Source organism: Micromonospora sp. CPCC 206171 (assembly GCF_036906755.1).
Lineage (GTDB): Bacteria > Actinomycetota > Actinomycetes > Mycobacteriales > Micromonosporaceae > Micromonospora > Micromonospora purpureochromogenes.
Genome location: NZ_JBAKHT010000003.1, coordinates 320,821 through 340,152, shown reverse-complemented (window position 1 = coordinate 340,152; position 19,332 = coordinate 320,821). Strand labels below are relative to the sequence as shown.

The following is a 19,332-nucleotide window of genomic DNA, read 5'->3' as shown; positions in this document are numbered from 1 at the left end:
GGCGATCGGGGCGCGCTTCATTGTGTGCGCCGCCCCCGCGCTGCCGGTGTCTTCCGCCCGGCCCGCCGCGGCCGCCCCCGGGTGCGGGGTCAGATCCAGCGGCCGTCCAGCCACATTCGCGCCGACCAGTCGTCGTACGGCAGCAGGTTGCCCACGAAGATCGGGTAGAAGTACGCGAAGCAGAGCGCCACCAGCAGCACGTACGCGCCGACGATCACCCCGCCGATCAGCCGGCGGTCGTCGCCGCGCGTCAGGTCCGCCTCGGTCGCCGCGCCGCCCTCGGACGGGGTGACGATCGCCCCCAGCACGTAGACCACGGCGAGGACCAGGAACGGCAGCGCCGGGGCCGCGTAGAAGGAGAACATCGTCCGACCGTCGAGGGCGAACCAGAACCAGGGCAGCAGGCCGGCGGCGAGGCTGAGCAGGATCGCCCCGGCGCGCCAGTCCCGCCGGGCCAGGCCCAGCCAGGCGGTCGCGGCCAACGCCGGCAGGAACGACCACCAGAGCAGGGGCGTGCCCAGCAGCAGGATCTCCGAGGCACAGCTCGGCGCCCCGCACGTACCGTCACCCGACCAGTAGAAGGCCACCGGCCGGCCGAGCAGCAGCCACTGCCACGGCCACGACTGGTACTTGTGCGGGGTCTCCAGGCCGGTGTGGAAATCGAACGCCGCCCGGTGGTACTGGTACAGGTTGTTCAGCGCGCCGAGGATCGGGGTGTCGCTCAGCCCCGGGGTGTTCGGGTAGCGGGCGGCCAGCCGGTAGTAGCCGTCGTCGCCGAGCAGCCAGCCCGACCAGGTGGCCAGGTACGTCACGACCAGCAGCAGCCCGGCGAGCACCAGCCAGGGCAGCTCGTCGAGGAGCGCGTCGCGCCACGGACGGCGTACCCCGGCGGAGCGCCGGACGCCGACCTCCCACAGCAACGCCAGCAGCGCGAACGCCGGCACGAAGTACAGCGCGCTCCACTTCACCGCGCAGGCGCAGCCGAGCAGCACCCCGGCGGCCAGCCGCCACCACGGCCAGGTCCGCCAGCCGCCGGCCGGTCGCCCGACCCGCCCCGGCGCGGCCGGGTCGAGCCCGTCGTCCAACGCCCGGGCCCAGCGCCGCCGCCGGGCGTCCCGGTCCAGCACCAGGGCGCCGAACGCGGCCAGCACGAACAGCAGCAGGAAGATGTCGAGCAACGCGGTGCGGGAGAGCACCAGGTGGAAGCCGTCCAGCGCGAGCAGCAGGCCGGCCGCGCAGCCCAGCGTGGTGGAGCGGAACATCCGGCGGGCGATCCGGGTCAGCATCAGCACCGACAGGATGCCGGCCAGCGCCGCCGAGAACCGCCAGCCGAACTCCGGGGCGGTGGTGAACAGGTGCCCCGGCACCGAGATGTTGTGCTCCTGGTCGGCGTAGCCGAAGGCCCACTCGCCGAACCCGATCAGCCACTTGCCCAGCGGCGGGTGCACCACGTACGACGGGCCGTTGTCCTTGTAGTTCCACTCGACGCCCTTGTCGATCAGGCCGTAGCCGTCCCGGGCGTAGTAGATCTCGTCGAAGATCTTGCCCTTGGGGCTGCTCAGGCCGAGCAGGCGCAGGATCGCGGCGATCGCCACCACCACGGCGGTGGCGATCCAGGAGTTCACGTCCAGCCGGGCGTCGACGGTGGCGAGCCGGCGACGCACGACGGCCGGCACGCCGCCACCGTCGGTGGGCGGAATGCCCTGGTCGGGTCGGGTCGCGTTCGCGCTCTGCGCTGTCGACGCACTCGTCACCCGGCGATCGTAGGCTCTGGAGGTGCCCGGTGGCGCCCATCGTCCCCGACATCGGCACGCCGATCGATGAAGGAGCGCTCTCGTGGGTGAAATGTCCGAGCCCGGGCGCCTGGTCCTGCTCGGCGCGCCGCTGGGCAACCCGGCCGACGCCTCCGCGCGGTTCCGCGAGGTGCTCGCCACCGCCGACGTGGTGGCCGCCGAGGACACCCGCCGCCTCACCCGGCTGGCCCGGGACCTCGACGTCACGGTGGCCGGCCGGATCGTCTCCTACTTCGAGGGCAACGAGGAGAGGCGTACCCCGGAACTGGTCGAGGTGCTGACCGCCGGATACCTGGTCGCGCTCGTCACCGACGGCGGCATGCCGAGCGTCTCGGACCCGGGCTACCGGCTGGTCCGGGGCGCGCTGGACGCCGGCGTGCCGGTCACCGCCGCTCCCGGCCCGAGCGCGGTGACCACCGCGCTGGCGCTCTCCGGCCTGCCCTGCGACCGGTTCTGCTTCGAGGGATTCCTGCCCCGCTCGCCCGGCGGCCGGCGGTCCCGGCTGCGCGCCCTGGCGGCCGAGGAACGGACCCTGGTCTTCTTCGAGGCCCCGCACCGGATCGCCGGCGCGCTGGCCGACCTGGCCGCCACCTTCGGCGCCGACCGCCCGGCCGCGCTCTGCCGCGAGCTGACCAAGACGTACGAGGAGATCGTCCGCCGGCCACTCGGGGAGCTGGCGGACTGGGCCGCCGAGGGCGAGCCGCGCGGGGAGATCACCCTGGTGGTCGCCGGGGCTCCGGAGCGGCCGGCGGAACGCCCCGACGACGACGCGCTGCGCGCCGCGGTGGCCGAACGGGAGGCCGCCGGGCTGTCCCGGCGCGACGCGATCAGCGAGGTCGCCGCCGGGTACGGGCTGCGCCGCCGCGACGTCTACACCGTGGTGCACGCCTGACGCGCGTCGGCCTCACCAGGCGGCGATCAGCATGCCCACGGTGATCAGCACCGGTCCGCCGTACGCGCCGGCCGTTGCCCAGCGGCGCTGCCGCGCGTCGGCCAGCCGGGTCGCCCCGGTCCCGCGGGCGATGCCGGCCCCGCAGCCGGCCACCACCAGCAGCCCGAGCAGCCAGCTCAGGTGCCGGCCGAAACCGGTGCCGACGTACGCGGTGTCGTCGCCCGCCCCGGTCATCCGCGCCGCCAGTGCCGTACCGGTGGCCCGGCCCTCGCCCGGCACCCCGCTGACCCGGACCCCGTGGGCGAGGAACCGGCCCCGGTCGGCGAAGAAGACGCCCCGGCAGCGCTGGGTCAGCCCCTTCCCCGTGCAGTCCGTGATCACCACCGTGCCGGTGCGGGCGTGCCCGACCGCGAGCCAGAACGGCCCGGCGCTCACCCAGGCGAAGAACGCCGCGACCAGGCTCAGCGTCACCAGCACCGCCAGCCCCCGTACCGGGTCCGGCGGGTGCGCGGCGCGCGACGGGCGCGCTCGGGCGGGCCCGGCGGGCGGGCGCTCGCCGCGCTTCGGTTCCTCGCGCAGCGGCGTGCCGTCCCAGTGCACCTCCTCGATCGGCGCCCAGAAGGCGGCCTCGGAGTCCGCCGTACCCGCGTCGGTGGCGCGTTCGGCGCGCGGGGCGCGCGCCGGCTGACGGACCGGGACCCGGCGCGGCACCGCGTCGACCGGCGCGCCGGTGGTCGGCTCGACCTCGACCGGCGTCTCGTCCGGTCCCGGCACCACCCGCGGCTGCGGCGCGACCGCGCCACCCCGCGCCGGCGCGGCCGGCGGGTCGGTCCTGGTGCCCGGGGACTTCTCGCCACGCCCGGGTGCCGCTCGTCTGCCCGTCACGGCGTTCATTGGACACCGCGTCGGGGGAGAGGTCGGGCAGCTCAGGCCGCGTGTCGCCGACAAATCGGACGAACGGCCGGAGGTGGATCGACCGTCGGCGGTGTCGACCCCGACACGGGGAGGCCTATTGGTTCGCGGCCACCGGGGCGCGGTCACTAGGCTTGCTGGTCATGAGTCACGTTCTCGCGGCGGTCGCCTGGCCGTACGCCAACGGCCCGCGCCACATCGGCCACGTCTCCGGTTTCGGCGTTCCCTCCGACGTCTTCGCCCGGTACATGCGGATGGCCGGCCACGACGTGCTCATGGTCTCCGGCACCGACGAGCACGGCACCCCGATCCAGGTGCAGGCCGACGCCGAGGGGGTCACCCCCCGCGAGCTGGCCGACCGGTACAACCGGGTGATCGCCGAGGACCTGCGGGCGCTGGGGCTCTCCTACGACCTGTTCACCCGCACCACCACCCGCAACCACTACGTCGTGGTGCAGGAGCTGTTCCAGGGGCTGCACCGCAACGGCTACATCGTGCCCAAGGTCACCACCGGCGCGATCTCCCCGTCCACCGGCCGGACCCTGCCGGACCGCTACATCGAGGGCACCTGCCCGATCTGCGGTTACGACAGCGCCCGCGGCGACCAGTGCGACAACTGCGGCAACCAGCTCGACCCGGTCGACCTGATCGACCCCAAGTCGAAGATCAACGGCGAGACGCCGAAGTTCGTCGAGACCGAGCACTTCTTCCTGGACCTGCCGGCCCTGGCCGATGTGCTGCGGCAGTGGCTCGACACCCGGGAGGGCTGGCGGCCCAACGTGCTGCGCTTCTCGAAGAACCTGCTCGACGACCTCCAGCCCCGGGCCATCACCCGGGACCTGGAGTGGGGCGTGCCGATCCCGCTCGACGGCTGGCGCGACCGCGGCGACAAGCGGATCTACGTCTGGTTCGACGCGGTGATCGGCTACCTGTCGGCCTCCATCGAGTGGGCCCGCCGCACCGGCGACCCGGAGGCCTGGCGGAAGTGGTGGTCGGCCGACGGCGAGGGCAAGGACGCCCGCGGCTACTACTTCATGGGCAAGGACAACATCGTCTTCCACTCGGTGATCTGGCCGGCGCTGCTCTCCGGCTACTCCGGCGAGGGCGCAGGCGACGGCGAGTCGGGCGAGCTGGGCCGGCTCAACCTCCCCACCGAGGTGGTCTCCAGCGAGTACCTGACCATGGAGGGGCGCAAGTTCTCCTCGTCCCGCAAGGTGGTCATCTACGTCCGGGACTTCCTGGAGCGCTACGACGCCGACGCGCTGCGGTACTTCATCGCCGTCGCCGGCCCGGAGAGCAACGACACCGACTTCACCTGGGCGGAGTTCCTCCGCCGCAACAACGACGAACTGGTCGCCGGCTGGGGCAACCTGGTCAACCGGTCGGTCTCGATGGCGGCGAAGAACTTCGGCGCGATCCCGCCCGTCGACCCGGCCGGGCTCACCGAGGCCGACGAGGCGCTGCTCGCCACCGCCCGGGCCGGCTTCGCCGTCGTCGGCGACCTGATCGCCAAGCACCGGCAGAAGCAGGCCATCGGCGAGGCGATGAAGGTGGTCGCCGAGGCGAACAGGTACCTCTCCGAGCAGGCCCCGTGGAAGCTCAAGGACGAGGCGGACAAGCCGCGGATGGGCACCATCCTGCACGTCGCCCTCCAGGTGGTCAGCGACGCCAACACGCTGCTCACACCCTTTCTGCCGCACTCCGCGCAGAAGATCCACGAGCTGCTCGGCGGCACCGGCGTGCACGCGCCGATGCCGGTCATCGAGGAGGTCGACGACCTCGACGGCGGCCCGGCGTACCCGGTGCTGACCGGCGACTACACCGTCGGGGCGCGCTGGGAGTCCGTACCGGTGCCGGCCGGCCGGCCGCTCGCGGCGCCGAAGCCGGTCTTCCGCAAGCTCGACCCCTCCATCGTCGAGGAGGAGCTGGCCCGCCTGGCCGGCTGAGCCGCACGCGGCGGCGCGGCCCCCGGTGTTCCCCGGGGACGCGCCGCCGATCTTTTCGCCCCCCGCCGTCAGGCGCGGGCCATGCTGGGCTGGCTAAAGAAGTCCATCATCGCCCTGGTGACCTCGTCGGCGTGCGTCCAGGGCGTGCCGTGCGGGGCACCCTTCAGCGTGATCAGCTGGCTGCCCGGCAGCATCGGCTGGAGCCGCTGCCCGGTCGCCGGGTACGGCAGCACGTTGTCCTTGTCGCCCTGCACGATCAGCACCGGCACGTCGATCCTGGGCAGGTCACCCCGGAAGTCGGTCTGCCAGGCGGACACGCTGTCGTGGGTGCCCTTCGCCGAGGCCATCGTGCCGATGTTCCAGTGCGCCCGGTACGCCTCCTCGCTGACCGACCTGCCCTTGTTCTCCGAGTAGTTGAAGAAGGCGTCGCAGAAGGACGTCAGGTAGGCGAACCGATCGGCCAGGATGGCCTGCTGGAAGCCGTCGAAGAGCTTCTTGTCGACGCCCTCCGGGTTGTCCGCCGTCTTCAGCAGGAACGGCGCCAGCGGCGCCAGCAGCACCGCCCTGCTCACCCGGCTCGACCCGTACGTGCCCAGGTAGCGGGTCACCTCACCGGTGCCCATCGAATGCCCCACGAGCAGCACGTCCCGCAGGTCCAGCTCCGTCATCAGCACGTCGAGGTCCGCGCTGAAGGTGTCGTAGTCGTACCCCGTCGCCGGCTGGGCGGACGCGCCGAAGCCCCGCCGGTCGTACTTGATCACCCGGTAGCCGGCGTTCAGCAGCGGGATGGAGACCTTCTCCCAGGTCGCGCCGTTGAACGGGAACCCGTGGATCAGCACCACCGGCTGGCCGGAGCCGTGATCCTCGTAGTACAGGTCGATGGGGGCGGAGTTCTCCGCCCCGACGGTGATGAAAGGCATGCGGGTCTCCTGAGCCGTGGAAATCGGACGCCCGCGCTTTCCCGACCCGCTGCCCCTTATGCCCACGGCCGCTACAGTGCGTACGGCTGGTTCACCACCTGGTCGTCGGTGACCTCCGCCCCCGGTGCCCACGTCTCGTAGACGCCCCGTTCGTGGCACTGCGACCCGGTGTCGACCACCGAGTCCGGGTCCGGGTGGCACAGCCGCAACCGCAGCCACCCCGCCTCCTCCCGCAACACCAGGCACGGCACGTCCCGCCAGCGCGCGTACCGCAGCCGCCGGGCCACCCACTCCACCGGGTAGCGGGCGGCCCGGGTCATCGCCAGCACCCGGAAGCCGCCGGGCAGGTCGGCCACCGCCTCGTACTCGGTGCCGCCGTGGCCGCCGACCAGCTGCGTCGAGCGGGGCGCGTCGCCGGTGGGCAGGTAATCCTGGTCGGGGGAGAGCTCCGGCACCGCGGCGAGCAGGTGCCGCCACTGCGGGCCGACCATCCGCAGCCAGCCGCGCTGCTCCGCCTGGTAGCTGTAGAGCACCACCTCCACCCCCTCGGCGGTGTACGCCAGCAGGGTGGCGTTCGCCGGCAGCGGCAGGTCGGCGCAGTCCCGGGTGACGAACTCCGGGATGAGCTGCGCGTTGCTCGGCACGAAGCCGGTGCCCAGCACCGGCGGGCCGAGCCGGTCCCGGGGCGGCAGCGCCAGCAGGCCCCGGTGCGCCGGGCCGACCGGCACGTCGTAGTCGACCGGGTCGGCCGCCCGCCAGCGCAGCACGTACGCCACGTCGTCGCCGCCGCCCGCGCCGTCACCGCGCAGCACCGCCAGCGCCGCCGGCGTACGCAGGTGCGCCACGTCGTGCTCCCGGTAGCAGAAGCCGTGCGGCAGCCAACCCCGTACGTAGCCGGCGAGCTGCTGGGCGGAGAGCACCTTGACCATCCGGGTGCCGCGGCGCACCACCGCCGAGGCGCGCACGGTGGTGAGCGTCGGGTCCCCGGCCGCCGCGGGCTGCTGGCTGAGCTGGTGCACGTACGCCCAGCCGCGCTCCCGGTGCAGCGGCACCAGCAGTGGCGACTCCGGCTCCTCGGCCGGCTCCGCCGCCCCCTGCACCGCGCCGACCTCGGTCACGTGGACGAACCTGCGCCACGGCAGCGCCGAGCCGGGCCGGGGCGCCCACTCGAAACCGGGTGCCTCGTCGGCGCGGAACAACTCGTACGCCGCGCCCCGGGCGATCTCCTCCGCCGGGTACGTCGTGCCCTCGTGGACGACGCGCAACCCCGTGTCGCTGGCCTGATGGGTGACGGTCATCCTGCAGACGGTAATCGTGGCTCATGCCAGGCCGGTGAACAGTCGATGGCGTCCCGGAGACATGGCCCGGTGGCGGTGTGTGATGCTGGCCGCGATGAGTGAGCCGACCGAAACCCGCAAGCAGCGGGCCGCCCGCCGGGCCGGGGAGTTCCCGCCCGCGCCGGAGGCGTTGCCCCGACCCGTGCTCGACAGTCACACCCACCTGGACATCACGGTCAGCGAGGCGGGGGTGCCCGGCGGCGGTCCCGCCGACGACCCGGTCGCCGCCGCGATCGAGGTGGCCGCCGCCGTCGGCGTGGACCGGCTGGTCCAGGTCGGCGTCGACGTGGCCTCCTCCCGCTGGGGCGCCGACGTCGCCGAGAAGTACCCGGCGGTGCTCGCCACCGTCGCGCTGCACCCGAACGAGGCGCCCCGGCTGGCCGACCTCGACGAGGCGCTGCGCGAGATCGAGGCGCTCGCCGCCCGGGACCGGGTCCGGGGCGTCGGCGAGACCGGGCTGGACTTCTTCCGTACCGGCGACGAGGGGCGGGGCGCGCAGGAGGAGAGCTTCCGCGCGCACATCGCCATCGCCAAGCGGTACGGCAGGGCTCTGGTGATCCACGACCGGGACGCGCACGCCGACGTGCTGCGCGTCCTCGACGACGAGGGCGCGCCGGACACCGTGGTGCTGCACTGCTTCTCCGGCGACGCCGACTTCGCCGCCGAGTGCGTCCGCCGGGGCTACCTGCTCAGCTTCGCCGGCACCGTCACCTTCGGCAGCGCCGGCGCGCTGCGCGAGGCCGCCGCGCTCACTCCGCTCGACCAGATGCTGGTGGAGACCGACGCGCCGTACCTGACCCCGATGCCGCACCGGGGGCGGCCGAACGCGTCGTACCTGATCCCGCTGACGGTCCGGTTCCTGGCCGACACCACGGGCGCGGACCTCGACGAACTCTGCGCCGCCATCTCCGCCACCGGCGACCGGGTCTTCGGCCCGTGGTGAGCGGGCCCGGTCCCGCCGATACGCTACGGGGCGTGACCGGACTCCTCGGCCCGGCGGAGATCCGGGAACTGGCCGCCCGGCTGGGCGTCGCCCCCACCAAGAAGCTCGGCCAGAACTTCGTGCACGACCCGAACACGGTCCGCCGGATCGTCACCGCCGCCGGGCTGGCCCCGGACGACGTGGCGCTGGAGGTCGGGCCGGGGCTCGGTTCACTCACCCTGGCCCTGCTGCCGGTCGCCGCCCACGTGCACGCCGTGGAGATCGACCGGACGCTGGCCGGCGCGCTGCCGGAGACCGCCGCCCGGCACGCCGGCCCGGACGCCGCCCGGCTCACCGTGCACCACGCCGACGCACTGCGGGTCCGCGCCGCCGACCTGGCCGACCCGGCTCCGACCGCGCTGGTGGCGAACCTGCCGTACAACGTCGCGGTGCCGGTGGTGCTGCACCTGCTGGCCGAGCTGCCCACCCTGCGGCAGGGCCTGGTGATGGTGCAGAAGGAGGTCGCCGACCGGCTCGTCGCCGGTCCCGGCTCCAAGGTGTACGGCGTCCCGTCGGTGAAGCTGGCCTGGTACTCCCGGGCCCGCGCCGCCGGCAAGGTGCCACCGAACGTGTTCTGGCCGGTGCCCAACGTCGACTCCGGCCTGGTCGCCTTCACCCGCCGCGAACCGCCCCGCGCCGACGTCCCCCGGCAGCGCGTCTTCGCCGTGGTGGACGCCGCGTTCGCGCAGCGCCGCAAGACCCTGCGCGCCGCGCTGGCCGGCTGGGCCGGCGGCGCCGACCGGGCCGCCGCGGCGCTCACCGCGGCCGGCGTCGACCCCGGCGCACGCGGGGAGTCACTCACCGTAGAGCAGTTCGCCGCCATCGCCGCGTCGGCTCCGGCCGCCGCGCCCGCCGCGCAGTAGGCTGGCGCCGTGTCCGCCGGGGGCACGCCGCACGTGTACGCGTACGACCTGGTTGACGGCCGCCGCGAGCCGGCCGCCGACTCCGCCGAGGAGCTGATCGTGACCAAGCCGTTCGACATCCGCCCGCGCCGGCGGGACCTCGCCCCGTGACCGAGGCCTGGCGACCGGACGAAGACGACGAGCAGCAGCGGCGCGGCGCCAGCGGACCGGTCCGCGTCCGGGTGCCGGCGAAGGTCAACCTGCACCTCGGGGTGGGGCCGTTGCGCCGCGACGGCTACCACGAGCTGAACACCGTCTACCACGCCATCTCCATCCACGACGAGCTCACCGCCCGTCGGGGCGACACGCTCACCCTGACCATGGAGGGCGAGGGCGCCGGCGAGCTGGCCCTGGACGACACCAACCTGGTGATCCGGGCCGCCCACGCCCTCGCCGGGTACGCCGGGGTGATACCGCACGCCCGGCTGCACCTGCGCAAGCAGATCCCGCTCGCCGGTGGCCTGGCCGGCGGCAGCGCCGACGCGGCCGCGGCGCTGGTCGCCTGCGACGCGCTCTGGGGCACCGGGCTGTCCCGCGACGAGCTGGCCAGCATCGCCGCCGACCTCGGTTCGGACGTGCCCTTCCTGATCCACGGCGGCACCGCGCTGGGCACCGGCCGGGGCGAGGCGGTCAGCCCGGTGCTGGCCCGCCCCACCTCCTGGCACTGGGTGGTCGCCGTCGCCGACGGCGGCCTGTCCACCCCGGCGGCCTACCGGGAGCTGGACCGGCTCCGCGATGCCGGCAGCGCCGGTGAGCCGCTGGGCAGCACCGACGCGCTGCTCGCCGCGCTGCGCCAGCGCGACCCCCGGGTGCTCGCCGCCACCCTCGGCAACGACCTCCAGGACGCGGCGCTGGCGATGCGCCCGTCGCTGGCCGACACCCTCAAGGCCGGCGAGGCGGCCGGCGCGCTGGCCGGCATCGTCTCCGGCTCCGGCCCCACCTGCGTCTTCCTCGCCACCGACGCCGCCCACGCCGAGCGGATCGCCGGCGATCTGGAGGCGGCCGAGGTGTGCCGGGAGGCCCGGGTCGCCCACGGCCCGGTCGCCGGAGCCCGCATCACCTGACCGGCGCGTCGTCCCGCGCCCCTCGACACCCCGGGCGCCGGCCTCGCCCGGGGAGCGCCACGGCGCGTCGCGCCCGCAAGATCGACTCCAGGGCGGCGACCTGGGGGTGTCCGGGTGCCGGGGACACCCCCGTTCCGGCGACCCGGAGTTGATCGTGCGCGCCGGGCCGCGCGGGCGCTCCGGCCCGAGCCGCGCGGCGCGGGCGGCCGGGCGGTCCGCGTACCCTTGGAGGTCAGGCGTCCCCAGGTGCCAGCCGGCACCGGGACGCCTTGATCATGGGAGGTGAGGTCGTGGCCAACATCGTCAATTTGGACCGGGTGTCCAAGGGGTACGGCGCTGCCGGGCCGCTGCTCACCGACGTCTCGCTCGGCCTCGACGACGCCGACCGGATCGGCGTGGTCGGCCTCAACGGCGCCGGCAAGTCCACCCTGCTGCGGCTGCTCACCAAGCAGGAGGAACCGGACGACGGCCGGGTCACCCACCGCCGCGACCTGCGGGTCCTCTGGCTGCCGCAGAGCCTCACCCTCGCCCCCGAGGCCACCGTCCGGGACGTGGTGCTCGGCACCGCCTGGCTCGGCCAGAGCATGGGCGCCGAGCACGAGTGGGCCGGCGACGCCGGCGTCCGCGCCATCCTCGACGGCCTCGGCATGCCGCACCTCGGCCTCGACCAGCCCGTCGGCCCGATGTCCGGCGGCGAGCGGCGCCGGGTCGCGCTGGCCGCGCTGCTGGTCCGCGAGTCGGACCTGCTGATCCTCGACGAGCCCACCAACCACCTCGACGTCGGCGGCGTCGACTGGTTGGCGAAGTACCTGGTCGGCCGCAAGGGCGCGCTGGTCGTGGTCACCCACGACCGGTGGTTCCTGGACGCGGTCTGCAGCTCCACCTGGGAGGTCGCCGACCAGGCCGTCCGCGCCTACGAGGGCGGCTTCGCCGCCTGGACCCTCGCGCGCGCCGAGCGGGAGCGGGTCGCCGCGGCCACCGAGGCCCGCCGGCAGAACCTGCTCCGCAAGGAGATCGCCTGGCTGCGCCGCGGCCCGCCCGCCCGTACCTCCAAGCCGCGGTTCCGGATCGACGCGGCCAACGCGCTCATCGCCGACGTCCCGCCGCCGCGCGACACCATGTCGCTGCAACGGCTCGCCACCGCCCGGCTCGGCAAGCAGGTGTACGACCTGGAGCACGTCCGCCTGCACGCCGGCCCGAAGGAGATCCTGCACGACACCACCTGGCAGGTCGGCCCCGGTGACCGGATCGCCATCCTCGGCCGCAACGGCGCCGGCAAGACCACCCTGCTGCGGATGCTCGCCGGCGTCACCCGGCCCGACGGCGGCCGGTTCCACACCGGCTCCACCGTCCGGCCCGCGTTCCTGTCGCAGGAACTGGCCGAACTCCCGGGCCACCTGCGCGTCCTGGAAGCCGTCGAGGAGATCGCCCGCCGGGTGCAGCTCGGCGACCGGGAGATCTCCGCCGCCCAGCTCGCCGAGATCTTCGGCTTCGACGACCGGCGACTCTGGACGCCGGTCAGCGACCTCTCCGGTGGGGAGCGCCGCCGGTTGCAGATGCTCCGCCTGCTCGCCGGCGAGCCCAACGTGCTGCTGTTCGACGAGCCCACCAACGACCTGGACACCGACACCCTGGCCTCGCTGGAGGACCTGCTCGACTCCTGGCCCGGGACGATCATCGTGGCCAGCCACGACCGTTACCTGATCGAGCGGGTCACCGACGTCGCGTACGGGATGTTCGGCGACGGCCGGCTGGTGCACCTGCCCGGCGGGGTCGACGAGTACCTGTCGCGGGCCGGCGGCGCGGAGCCGGCGCGGGTCCCGGTGGCTCCCCCGGTCGCCCCGGGTGCCGCGGCCCCGGCCGGCATGTCGGCCGCCGAGGCCCGGCAGGCCCGCAAGGAGCTGAGCCGGCTGGAACGGCAGATCGCCAAGCTGGAACAGAAGGAGACCGGGCTGCTCGACCAGCTCGCCGCGCACGCCACGGACTACGCCAAGGTGGCCGAACTCGACGCGCAGCTCAAGGAGGTACGCGCCGAGCGCGAGCGGACCGAGGAGACCTGGCTCACCCTGGCCGACGAGATCCCGCCGCTCTGACCGCCGCCGCGCGCCCGTCCCGCCCCGAGACGGGGGCCGTGTGCGGCGTCACATCCCGGCGTGCGGGACAATCGTCGTCGACCTCTCTCATCCCCACGGCGTTGGAGACTCAGACATGGCCCATACCCCCGTCAACCACCCCGCGCGGCCGATCTACCGGGCGATCGGCGGGCTCGTTGGTCTGTACCTGGTGGTCTTCGGTGTGCTCGGCGTCATCGCGAGCGCCGGCAACGACCTCTTCGCCCAGGATGACACCAAGGTCCTGGGTCAGGGGACGAACCTCGGATTCTCGCTGCTGAGCATCCTGCTCGGCATCGTCGTGCTGGCCGGCACCGTGATCGGCCGCAACCTCGACGTGGCGATCAACCAGTTCCTGGCCTACGGCCTGATGGTGCTCGGCCTGGCCGAGCTGGCGTTCCTGCAGACCGACGCCAACATCGGCAACTTCAGCATCCTCACCGTGATCGTGGTGCTGACGCTCAGCCTGGTCCTGCTGATGGCCGGCATGTACGGCAAGGTCGGCACCGACGAGGAGAAGGAAGCCTTCGAGAAGGCCCGACTCGTCCTCTGATCCTGGTGGTTGCGCTCCGGCGACAACCGTCTGTGGTCCCGCTTCGTCCGTTGGCTTGCTCCCGGGCGGGGCGGGATCTCTCGTTGGCCCGGTGCCCGGCCGGCTGTTCACCGGACGGCGGAGTCCGATCTGAGGGACAATTCTCCGGAAAGAGGTCTTCTCGGATGGAGGGGTCATGGCGCACTTTCCGGTGAACCATCCGGCGCGCCCGCTGTACCGGGTCTTCGCCGGGCTGGTCGGGCTCTACATCCTGGTCTTCGGCGTCTGGGGCGTCTTCGAGACCTGGGGGCAGCCGCTCTTCGACCGGGGCCCCAACTGGGCGCTCGGACTCCGCACCAACCTGGCGTTCTCGCTGGTCTCCGTGGTCTTCGGGATCGTGCTGATGGTCGGGGCGTCCCGGCGCAGCAACCTCGGCCACTACATGAACCTGACCGCCGGAGCGGTCTTCATGGTCACCAGCCTCGCCATGATGTCCGTCCTGCAGACCACCGCGAACTTCCTGAACTTCTCCATGTCCACGGTGATCGTGTCGATGCTCTTCGGGCTGCTGCTGCTCGCCACCGGCCTCTACGACAAGGTCGGCACCGACGAGCACGCCGAAGAGGAGCGCCGCCGCCGGGAACACCCGGTCGCGCGGGCCGGCACCCGCTGAACCGGCCGGCGGTCAGGCCCGCTTGCGGGTGATCAGACCCGGCTTCGCCTCCAGGTGGGACAGCCCGTTCCAGGACAGGTTCACCAGGTGCGCCGCCACCGTCTCCTTGCGCGGCTTGCGCACCTCCAGCCACCAGCGGCCCGTCAACGCCACCATCCCGACCAGGGCCTGCGAGTAGAGCTCGGCCAGCTTCGGGTCGTACCCCCGGGTGGAGAACTCGGCCGCCAGGATGTGCTCCACCTGGTGCCCGACGTCGTTCATCACGCTGCTGAAGTTGCCCGTCGCCGACATCAGCGGCGACTCCCGGACCAGCACCCGGAACCCGCTGGTCTCCTCCTCGATGTAGGTGAGCAGCGCCAGCGCCGCCTGCTCCAGCAGCTCACGCGGGTGCCCGGCGGTCAACGCCGTGGTGATCCGGTCCAGCAGGGCGCGCACCTCGCGGTCGACCACCACCGCGTAGAGGCCCTCCTTGCCGCCGAAGTGCTCGTAGATCACCGGCTTCGACACCTTGGCCCGCGACGCCACCTCCTCGATGGAGGTGGCGTCGAAACCGCGCTCGGCGAAGATCTGCCGGCCGATCGAGATCAGTTGCTCCCGCCGCTGCGACGCGGACATGCGTACCCGGGAGGTGGGCTTCGCGGCCGCCGCGCCCGCCGCCCGCCGCCGTCCGTCGGTGGCCTCGTCCGCCATCTCGTCACCTCGCCGGCGCTCGGTGACGCCCTGTCGTGGGATGTACCTGCCGCCGTGCCCGTCTGCCTCGGTCACCCGGCCATACTGCCAGGTAACCTCCACAGGCATCGCCCGGTTTCAGCGCCGTGCGGCCGGCTTCACCAGTTTGGCGGCGATCCGATCCGGTTTCGGCCAGCGGACGTCCCGCGCCGCGCCGGCCTTCTCCAGCAGCCAGATCACCCGGGCCGAGATGTCCACCTGGCCGCGCAGCACGCCGTGCCGGGCGCTCGTCGGGTCGGCGTGGTGCAGGTTGTGCCAGCTCTCGCCGAACGACAGGAGCGCCAGCGGCCAGAAGTTCGACGCCCGGTCGCCCTGGCGCACGGCGAACGGCCGCTCGCCGTAGACATGGCAGACCGAGTTGATCGACCAGGTCACGTGGTGCAGCAACGCGATGCGGACCAGACCGCCCCAGAAAAGCGCCGTCCACGCCCCGGACCAGGACCAGGTCGCCAGGCCGCCCATCACCGCCGGCCCCAGCACGGAGACCACCACCAGCAGCGGGAAGAGCCGGTCCACCCGCCGGGTGTCGCGGTCGGCCAGCAGGTCCGGAGCGAACCGGGCCCGGTTGGACAGCTCCCGGCCGAACAGCCACCCCACGTGGGCGTGGAACAGGCCCCGGGCCAGCCCACGGACGCTCTCGCCGTAGCGCCACGGCGAGTGCGGGTCACCCTCGGCGTCGGAGAACGCGTGGTGCCGGCGGTGGTCGGCGACCCACTGGATGATCTCGCCCTGCACGGCGAACGAGCCCGCCACCGCCAGCGCCACCCGCACCGGCCGCGGGGCCTTGAACGAGCCGTGGGTGAAGTACCGGTGGTAGCCGATGGTGATGCCCAGCCCGGAGAGCAGGTACCAGAAGGCCGCGATGGCCAGGTCCGGGCCGCTCAGCCAACCGCCCCAGGCGACCGGGACGGCGGCGAGCAGGGCCAGGAAGGGTACGACCACGAAGGCCCACAGGGCGATCAGGATACCCGTGGACTGCGGGCCCTGGGTCAGCGGCTTCGGCCCGGTGGCACTCTCGTCCGTCACGGTCGACATGGCACCTCCCAGCGCAGATATACGCCTACGTCACCGTAACTTAGGGCTCCGTCCTGATGGAGTGAACAGTTGCGGACATGAATAAAGGACGTGCCGTACGCCTGTTCTAACGTTCCGGCCATGAGCGATCCGTCCGCCGACGAGGTGCGCCGCCTGCGTGTCGAGGAGAAGCTGTCCGTCCGCCAGATCCGGGCCCGGACCGGTCTCGGCCGCAACCGGGTGCACGAGCTGCTGCGCGGATCTGCAGCTCCTGGGCGCGGCGATCTACTGGTGCGAGGGATCCAAGTCGAAACCCTGGCGACGTCAGGACCACGTTCAGTTCATCAACAGTGATGCCCGCCTACTCCGGCTGTTCCTCCGCTTCCTTGAAACGTGCGGAGTCGACCGAAACGTGCCGACCTACCGGGTGAGCATTCACGAGTCCGCCGATGTCGCCGCTGCCGAGCAGTGGTGGGTCCACACACTCGAGCTACCGGCCACCCGATTTCAGCGGGCGACGCTGAAGCGCCATCGGCCGACGATCCGCTACAACACGCAGGAGGAGTACCACGGCTGCCTGGTAATCGATGTGCCGCGGAGCCGAGAGCTGTACTGGAGGATCGAGGGTCTCGTCGCAGGGCTCGGTGCAGCGATCACGTAGGGGTGGGGCCCCTGAGAGGGAGGCGCTAAGCTGTCTTGCGTCACAGTCGGCCGTGGTGTAATTGGCAACACCCGGGTCTTTGGTACCCGTGTTTCAGGTTCGAACCCTGGCGGCCGAGCCTTCTCTGATATCGCGCCGCACGTGGGGTATGGGACTAAGTGCCCGTCAGTCTGGTTAGCATGACCGCGAGACTGTCGCCTTCCCGACGGGAGCCACGTCGTGCCCCAGCCCCACCTCCGTACCGTCGTCGTGCTCGCCGCCGGTGAGGGCAAGCGGATGAAGTCGGCGCTGCCCAAGGTGCTGCACCCGCTGCTCGGTCGTACGCTGCTCGGTCACGTGCTGACCGCGGCCGCGCCGCTGGCCGCCGACCGCACCGTGGTGGTGGTCGGTCACGGAGCGGAGCAGGTCCGCGCGCACCTGACCGAGATCGCCCCGGACGCGACCCCGGTCCTCCAGGCGCAGCAGCTCGGCACCGGGCACGCCGTGCGGATCGCGCTGGACGCGGTGCCGGAGGCCGCCGGCACGGTGGTCGTGATCAACGGGGACGTTCCGCTGCTGCGCGCCGAGACGGTGGCCGCGCTGGTGGCGGCGCACGAGGGCGAGGGCGCGGCGGCGACCGTGCTCGCCGCCGAGGTGCCCGACCCGACCGGCCTGGGCCGGATCGTGCGCGATTCCGCGGGGCGGCTGGAGCAGATCGTCGAGGAGCGGGACGCGACCCCGGCGCAGCGCGCGCTGCGGGAGATCAACGCCGGCATCTACGCGTTCGACGCGGTGCGGCTGCGGGATGCGCTGGGCAAGCTCTCCACCGACAACGACCAGGGCGAGGAGTACCTCACCGACGTCTTCGGCCTGCTCGTCTCGGCCGGGGAGCCGGTGGGCGTGCACGTCGCCGCGGACCACGTCGAGACGCTGGGCTGCAACGACCGGGTGGAGCTGGCGGGGCTGCGCCGGCTGCTGCGCGACCGGGTCAACGAGGCGTGGATGCGGACCGGGGTGAGCATCCTCGACCCGGAGACCACCTGGATCGACGTCACCGCCACCGTGGAGCGGGACGCGGTGATCGACCAGAACACCCAGCTGCGGGGCACGACGGCCGTCGGCGCGCAGGCCGTCGTCGGGCCGGACGTGACGCTGATCGACACCCTGGTGGGGGCGGCGGCGACCGTGCTGCGCAGCCACGCGGTGGGTGCCGAGGTGGGTCCGGGGGCCAGCGTGGGGCCGTACGCGTACCTGCGCCCGGCCGCCCGGCTGGCCGAGAAGGCGAAGGTCGGCACCTTCGTCGAGGTGAAGAACTCCGAGATCGGTCCGGGCGCCAAGGTGCCGCACCTGTCGTACGTGGGTGACGCGACGATCGGGGCGAAGGCCAACATCGGCGCGGCGACGATCTTCGTGAACTACGACGGTGTGAACAAGCACCGCACCGTGGTGGGCGAGGCGGCCTTCATCGGCTGCGACACCAGCCTGATCGCGCCGGTGGAGGTGGGCGCGGGGGCGTACGTGGCGGCGGGTAGCGCGATCTCGCAGGACGTGCCGCCGGGCGCGCTCGGGGTGACCCGGGCCCCGCAGCGCAGCATCGAGGGCTGGGTGGCCCGCAAGCGGGCCGGCACGGTGTCGGCCGCGGCGGCGGAGCGGGCGCTGGCGGAGGGTGCGTCGGCCGACACGCCGGTCGCAAGGGAAGGTGAGGCAATCCACGGGGATGCCGAGACCGTGGGAAGGCCGTCGGCCGCGGGGGATACTGCAACCGAATAGTCCCCGGCTTCCGCCGCCGGGAACCACCGACCAACGGGAGCAGACGGGCCCATGGGCAGCATCGTCGCCGAAAACCGCAAGAGCCTGATGCTCTTCTCCGGACGTGGCTTTCCGGAGCTGGCCAAGGAGATCGGTGAGGTGCTCGGCGTCGCGCCGACGCCTTCCGACGCGTACGAGTTCGCCAACGGCGAGATCTTCGTACGGTTCAAGGACTCGGTGCGCGGTTCGGACGCCTTCGTGGTGCAGTCCGTCACGCACGGGGTGAACACCTGGGTCATGGAGACCCTGATCATGATCGACGCGCTGAAGCGCGGTTCGGCCAAGCGGATCACCGTGGTGCTGCCGTTCTACCCGTACGCCCGGCAGGACAAGAAGCACCGGGGTCGGGAGCCGATCTCGGCCCGGCTGGTGGCCGACCTGCTGAAGACCGCCGGCGCGAACCGGATCCTCACGGTCGACCTGCACACCGCGCAGATCCAGGGCTTCTTCGACGGCCCGGTGGACCACCTCTTCGCGATGGACGTGCTGGCCGAGTACGTGGAGCACAAGTACGCCGGCCGGCCGATGACGGTGGTCGCGCCGGACTCGGGCCGGGTGCGGGTGGCTGAGCGGTGGACCGACCGGCTGGGCGGCTGCCCGCTGGCGTTCATCCACAAGACCCGGGACCCGCTGAAGCCGAACCAGGTGGTGGCGAACCGGGTGGTCGGCGAGGTCGAGGGTCGGGTCTGCCTGATCGTCGACGACATGATCGACACGGGTGGCACGATCAGCAAGGCCGCCGACATCCTCAAGGAGTCCGGTGCGGCGGAGATCGTCGTCGCCTCCACCCACGCCCTGCTGTCGGACCCGGCGACCGAGCGGCTGAAGAACAGCCCGATCAGCGAGATCGTGGTGACCAACACGCTGCCGCTCCCGCCGGAGAAGCAGCTCGACAAGCTCACCGTGCTGTCGATCGCGCCGCTGCTGGCCCGGGCGATCCGCGAGGTCTTCGACGACGGGTCGGTGACCACCCTCTTCGGCGGCCTGAGCTGAGCGCGGCGCCGCGGCGGTGACCGCGGCGCCGCACCGTTCCCGCCGGCCGACGCGCCGGCGGCAACGGTGATGAGGGGACTGCC

General features: G+C 72.9%; 19 protein-coding genes and 1 tRNA gene. 14 read left to right on the top strand and 6 right to left on the bottom strand.

The window, feature by feature from the left end; genetic code table 11:
* Positions 1–89 precede the first annotated feature (89 nt).
* The gene (locus tag V6U89_RS06615; RefSeq protein WP_334569745.1) at positions 90–1,754 is read right to left on the bottom strand and encodes a dolichyl-phosphate-mannose--protein mannosyltransferase; all 1,665 of its coding nucleotides are present in this window, start codon (positions 1,752–1,754) and stop codon (positions 90–92) included.
* A 91-nt stretch (positions 1,755–1,845) separates the two neighbouring features.
* On the opposite strand from V6U89_RS06615, the gene rsmI reads away from it, so the two are divergent.
* Positions 1,846–2,685: a 16S rRNA (cytidine(1402)-2'-O)-methyltransferase gene (gene rsmI / locus V6U89_RS06610; protein WP_442933880.1), complete on the top strand. Its 840-nt coding sequence runs from the start codon at positions 1,846–1,848 to the stop codon at positions 2,683–2,685.
* A gap of 12 nt (positions 2,686–2,697) precedes the next feature.
* Here the strand turns inward: rsmI and V6U89_RS06605 are convergent, their stop codons facing one another.
* Positions 2,698–3,579: a hypothetical protein gene (locus V6U89_RS06605; protein WP_334569743.1), complete on the bottom strand. Its 882-nt coding sequence runs from the start codon at positions 3,577–3,579 to the stop codon at positions 2,698–2,700.
* 161 nt (positions 3,580–3,740) lie between these two features.
* Here V6U89_RS06605 and metG point away from each other — a divergent pair, with 161 nt between their 5' ends.
* Entirely contained in the window at positions 3,741–5,543 is a 1,803-nt protein-coding gene (gene metG, locus V6U89_RS06600) for a methionine--tRNA ligase (RefSeq protein WP_334569742.1), read from the top strand.
* 68 nt (positions 5,544–5,611) lie between these two features.
* Here the strand turns inward: metG and V6U89_RS06595 are convergent, their stop codons facing one another.
* A complete protein-coding gene (locus V6U89_RS06595) occupies positions 5,612–6,463 on the bottom strand; it encodes an alpha/beta fold hydrolase (RefSeq protein ID WP_334569741.1) in 852 nt (283 codons plus the stop codon).
* Positions 6,464–6,534: 71 nt separating this feature from the next.
* A complete protein-coding gene (locus V6U89_RS06590) occupies positions 6,535–7,761 on the bottom strand; it encodes a hypothetical protein (protein WP_334569740.1) in 1,227 nt (408 codons plus the stop codon).
* Positions 7,762–7,843: 82 nt separating this feature from the next.
* Between V6U89_RS06590 and V6U89_RS06585 the strand changes: the two genes are divergently transcribed.
* The 7 genes from V6U89_RS06585 to V6U89_RS06555 all read left to right on the top strand — a co-directional run bounded on the left by V6U89_RS06585 (position 7,844) and on the right by V6U89_RS06555 (position 14,064).
* Positions 7,844–8,743 carry a TatD family hydrolase gene (locus tag V6U89_RS06585; RefSeq protein ID WP_334569739.1) on the top strand — a complete coding sequence of 300 codons (900 nt, stop codon included), beginning with the start codon at positions 7,844–7,846 and terminating at the stop codon, positions 8,741–8,743.
* A 32-nt stretch (positions 8,744–8,775) separates the two neighbouring features.
* Positions 8,776–9,645 (top strand): 16S rRNA (adenine(1518)-N(6)/adenine(1519)-N(6))-dimethyltransferase RsmA, encoded by an 870-nt coding sequence (gene rsmA / locus V6U89_RS06580; protein WP_334569738.1) that lies wholly within the window; start codon positions 8,776–8,778, stop codon positions 9,643–9,645.
* 9 nt (positions 9,646–9,654) lie between these two features.
* On the top strand, positions 9,655–9,795 hold the full coding sequence (locus V6U89_RS06575; RefSeq protein WP_334569737.1) for a hypothetical protein: 141 nt from the start codon (positions 9,655–9,657) through the stop codon (positions 9,793–9,795).
* The gene (locus V6U89_RS06570; RefSeq protein ID WP_334569736.1) at positions 9,792–10,748 is read left to right on the top strand and encodes a 4-(cytidine 5'-diphospho)-2-C-methyl-D-erythritol kinase; all 957 of its coding nucleotides are present in this window, start codon (positions 9,792–9,794) and stop codon (positions 10,746–10,748) included. Before V6U89_RS06575 ends, V6U89_RS06570 begins: the two co-directional genes overlap by 4 nt.
* Positions 10,749–11,038: 290 nt before the next feature.
* Positions 11,039–12,841, top strand: a complete 1,803-nt coding sequence (locus V6U89_RS06565) for an ABC-F family ATP-binding cassette domain-containing protein (RefSeq protein ID WP_334569735.1) — start codon at positions 11,039–11,041, stop codon at positions 12,839–12,841.
* Positions 12,842–12,956: 115 nt separating this feature from the next.
* Positions 12,957–13,412 (top strand): DUF4383 domain-containing protein, encoded by a 456-nt coding sequence (locus V6U89_RS06560; RefSeq protein WP_334569734.1) that lies wholly within the window; start codon positions 12,957–12,959, stop codon positions 13,410–13,412.
* A 175-nt stretch (positions 13,413–13,587) separates the two neighbouring features.
* Positions 13,588–14,064: a DUF4383 domain-containing protein gene (locus V6U89_RS06555; protein WP_334569733.1), complete on the top strand. Its 477-nt coding sequence runs from the start codon at positions 13,588–13,590 to the stop codon at positions 14,062–14,064.
* Positions 14,065–14,076: 12 nt separating this feature from the next.
* Here the strand turns inward: V6U89_RS06555 and V6U89_RS06550 are convergent, their stop codons facing one another.
* Together V6U89_RS06550 and V6U89_RS06545 are read right to left on the bottom strand one after the other, a co-directional pair.
* Positions 14,077–14,754, bottom strand: a complete 678-nt coding sequence (locus tag V6U89_RS06550) for a TetR/AcrR family transcriptional regulator (protein WP_334569844.1) — start codon at positions 14,752–14,754, stop codon at positions 14,077–14,079.
* Positions 14,755–14,871: 117 nt separating this feature from the next.
* Complete coding sequence (locus V6U89_RS06545) at positions 14,872–15,828, bottom strand: acyl-CoA desaturase (RefSeq protein ID WP_442933874.1); 957 nt, start codon at positions 15,826–15,828, stop codon at positions 14,872–14,874.
* Between the two features lie 120 nt (positions 15,829–15,948).
* On the opposite strand from V6U89_RS06545, the gene V6U89_RS06540 reads away from it, so the two are divergent.
* The 5 genes from V6U89_RS06540 to V6U89_RS06520 all read left to right on the top strand — a co-directional run bounded on the left by V6U89_RS06540 (position 15,949) and on the right by V6U89_RS06520 (position 19,249).
* Complete coding sequence (locus V6U89_RS06540) at positions 15,949–16,161, top strand: hypothetical protein (RefSeq protein ID WP_334569731.1); 213 nt, start codon at positions 15,949–15,951, stop codon at positions 16,159–16,161.
* Between the two features lie 58 nt (positions 16,162–16,219).
* Positions 16,220–16,468, top strand: a complete 249-nt coding sequence (locus tag V6U89_RS06535) for a hypothetical protein (RefSeq protein WP_334569730.1) — start codon at positions 16,220–16,222, stop codon at positions 16,466–16,468.
* A gap of 46 nt (positions 16,469–16,514) precedes the next feature.
* A tRNA-Gln gene (locus tag V6U89_RS06530) sits at positions 16,515–16,586 on the top strand.
* A 101-nt stretch (positions 16,587–16,687) separates the two neighbouring features.
* Entirely contained in the window at positions 16,688–18,217 is a 1,530-nt protein-coding gene (gene glmU, locus V6U89_RS06525; RefSeq protein WP_334569728.1) for a bifunctional UDP-N-acetylglucosamine diphosphorylase/glucosamine-1-phosphate N-acetyltransferase GlmU, read from the top strand.
* 51 nt (positions 18,218–18,268) lie between these two features.
* A complete protein-coding gene (locus V6U89_RS06520; RefSeq protein ID WP_238449438.1) occupies positions 18,269–19,249 on the top strand; it encodes a ribose-phosphate diphosphokinase in 981 nt (326 codons plus the stop codon).
* Positions 19,250–19,332 lie beyond the last annotated feature (83 nt).

Excerpts from the sequence above, each read along its gene's own strand:
- V6U89_RS06520 (WP_238449438.1), top strand. The coding sequence starts at position 18,269 with ATGGGCAGCATCGTCGCCGAAAACCGCAAGAGCCTGATGCTCTTCTCC.
- rsmI (WP_442933880.1), top strand. The coding sequence starts at position 1,846 with ATGTCCGAGCCCGGGCGCCTGGTCCTGCTCGGCGCGCCGCTGGGCAAC.
- V6U89_RS06540 (WP_334569731.1), top strand. The coding sequence starts at position 15,949 with ATGAGCGATCCGTCCGCCGACGAGGTGCGCCGCCTGCGTGTCGAGGAG.
- V6U89_RS06595 (WP_334569741.1), bottom strand. The coding sequence starts at position 6,463 with ATGCCTTTCATCACCGTCGGGGCGGAGAACTCCGCCCCCATCGACCTG.
- V6U89_RS06585 (WP_334569739.1), top strand. The coding sequence starts at position 7,844 with ATGCTGGCCGCGATGAGTGAGCCGACCGAAACCCGCAAGCAGCGGGCC.
- V6U89_RS06545 (WP_442933874.1), bottom strand. The coding sequence starts at position 15,828 with ATGTCGACCGTGACGGACGAGAGTGCCACCGGGCCGAAGCCGCTGACC.
- metG (WP_334569742.1), top strand. The coding sequence starts at position 3,741 with ATGAGTCACGTTCTCGCGGCGGTCGCCTGGCCGTACGCCAACGGCCCG.
- V6U89_RS06555 (WP_334569733.1), top strand. The coding sequence starts at position 13,588 with ATGGCGCACTTTCCGGTGAACCATCCGGCGCGCCCGCTGTACCGGGTC.
- V6U89_RS06590 (WP_334569740.1), bottom strand. The coding sequence starts at position 7,761 with ATGACCGTCACCCATCAGGCCAGCGACACGGGGTTGCGCGTCGTCCAC.
- V6U89_RS06605 (WP_334569743.1), bottom strand. The coding sequence starts at position 3,579 with ATGAACGCCGTGACGGGCAGACGAGCGGCACCCGGGCGTGGCGAGAAG.
- V6U89_RS06550 (WP_334569844.1), bottom strand. The coding sequence starts at position 14,754 with ATGGCGGACGAGGCCACCGACGGACGGCGGCGGGCGGCGGGCGCGGCG.
- V6U89_RS06560 (WP_334569734.1), top strand. The coding sequence starts at position 12,957 with ATGGCCCATACCCCCGTCAACCACCCCGCGCGGCCGATCTACCGGGCG.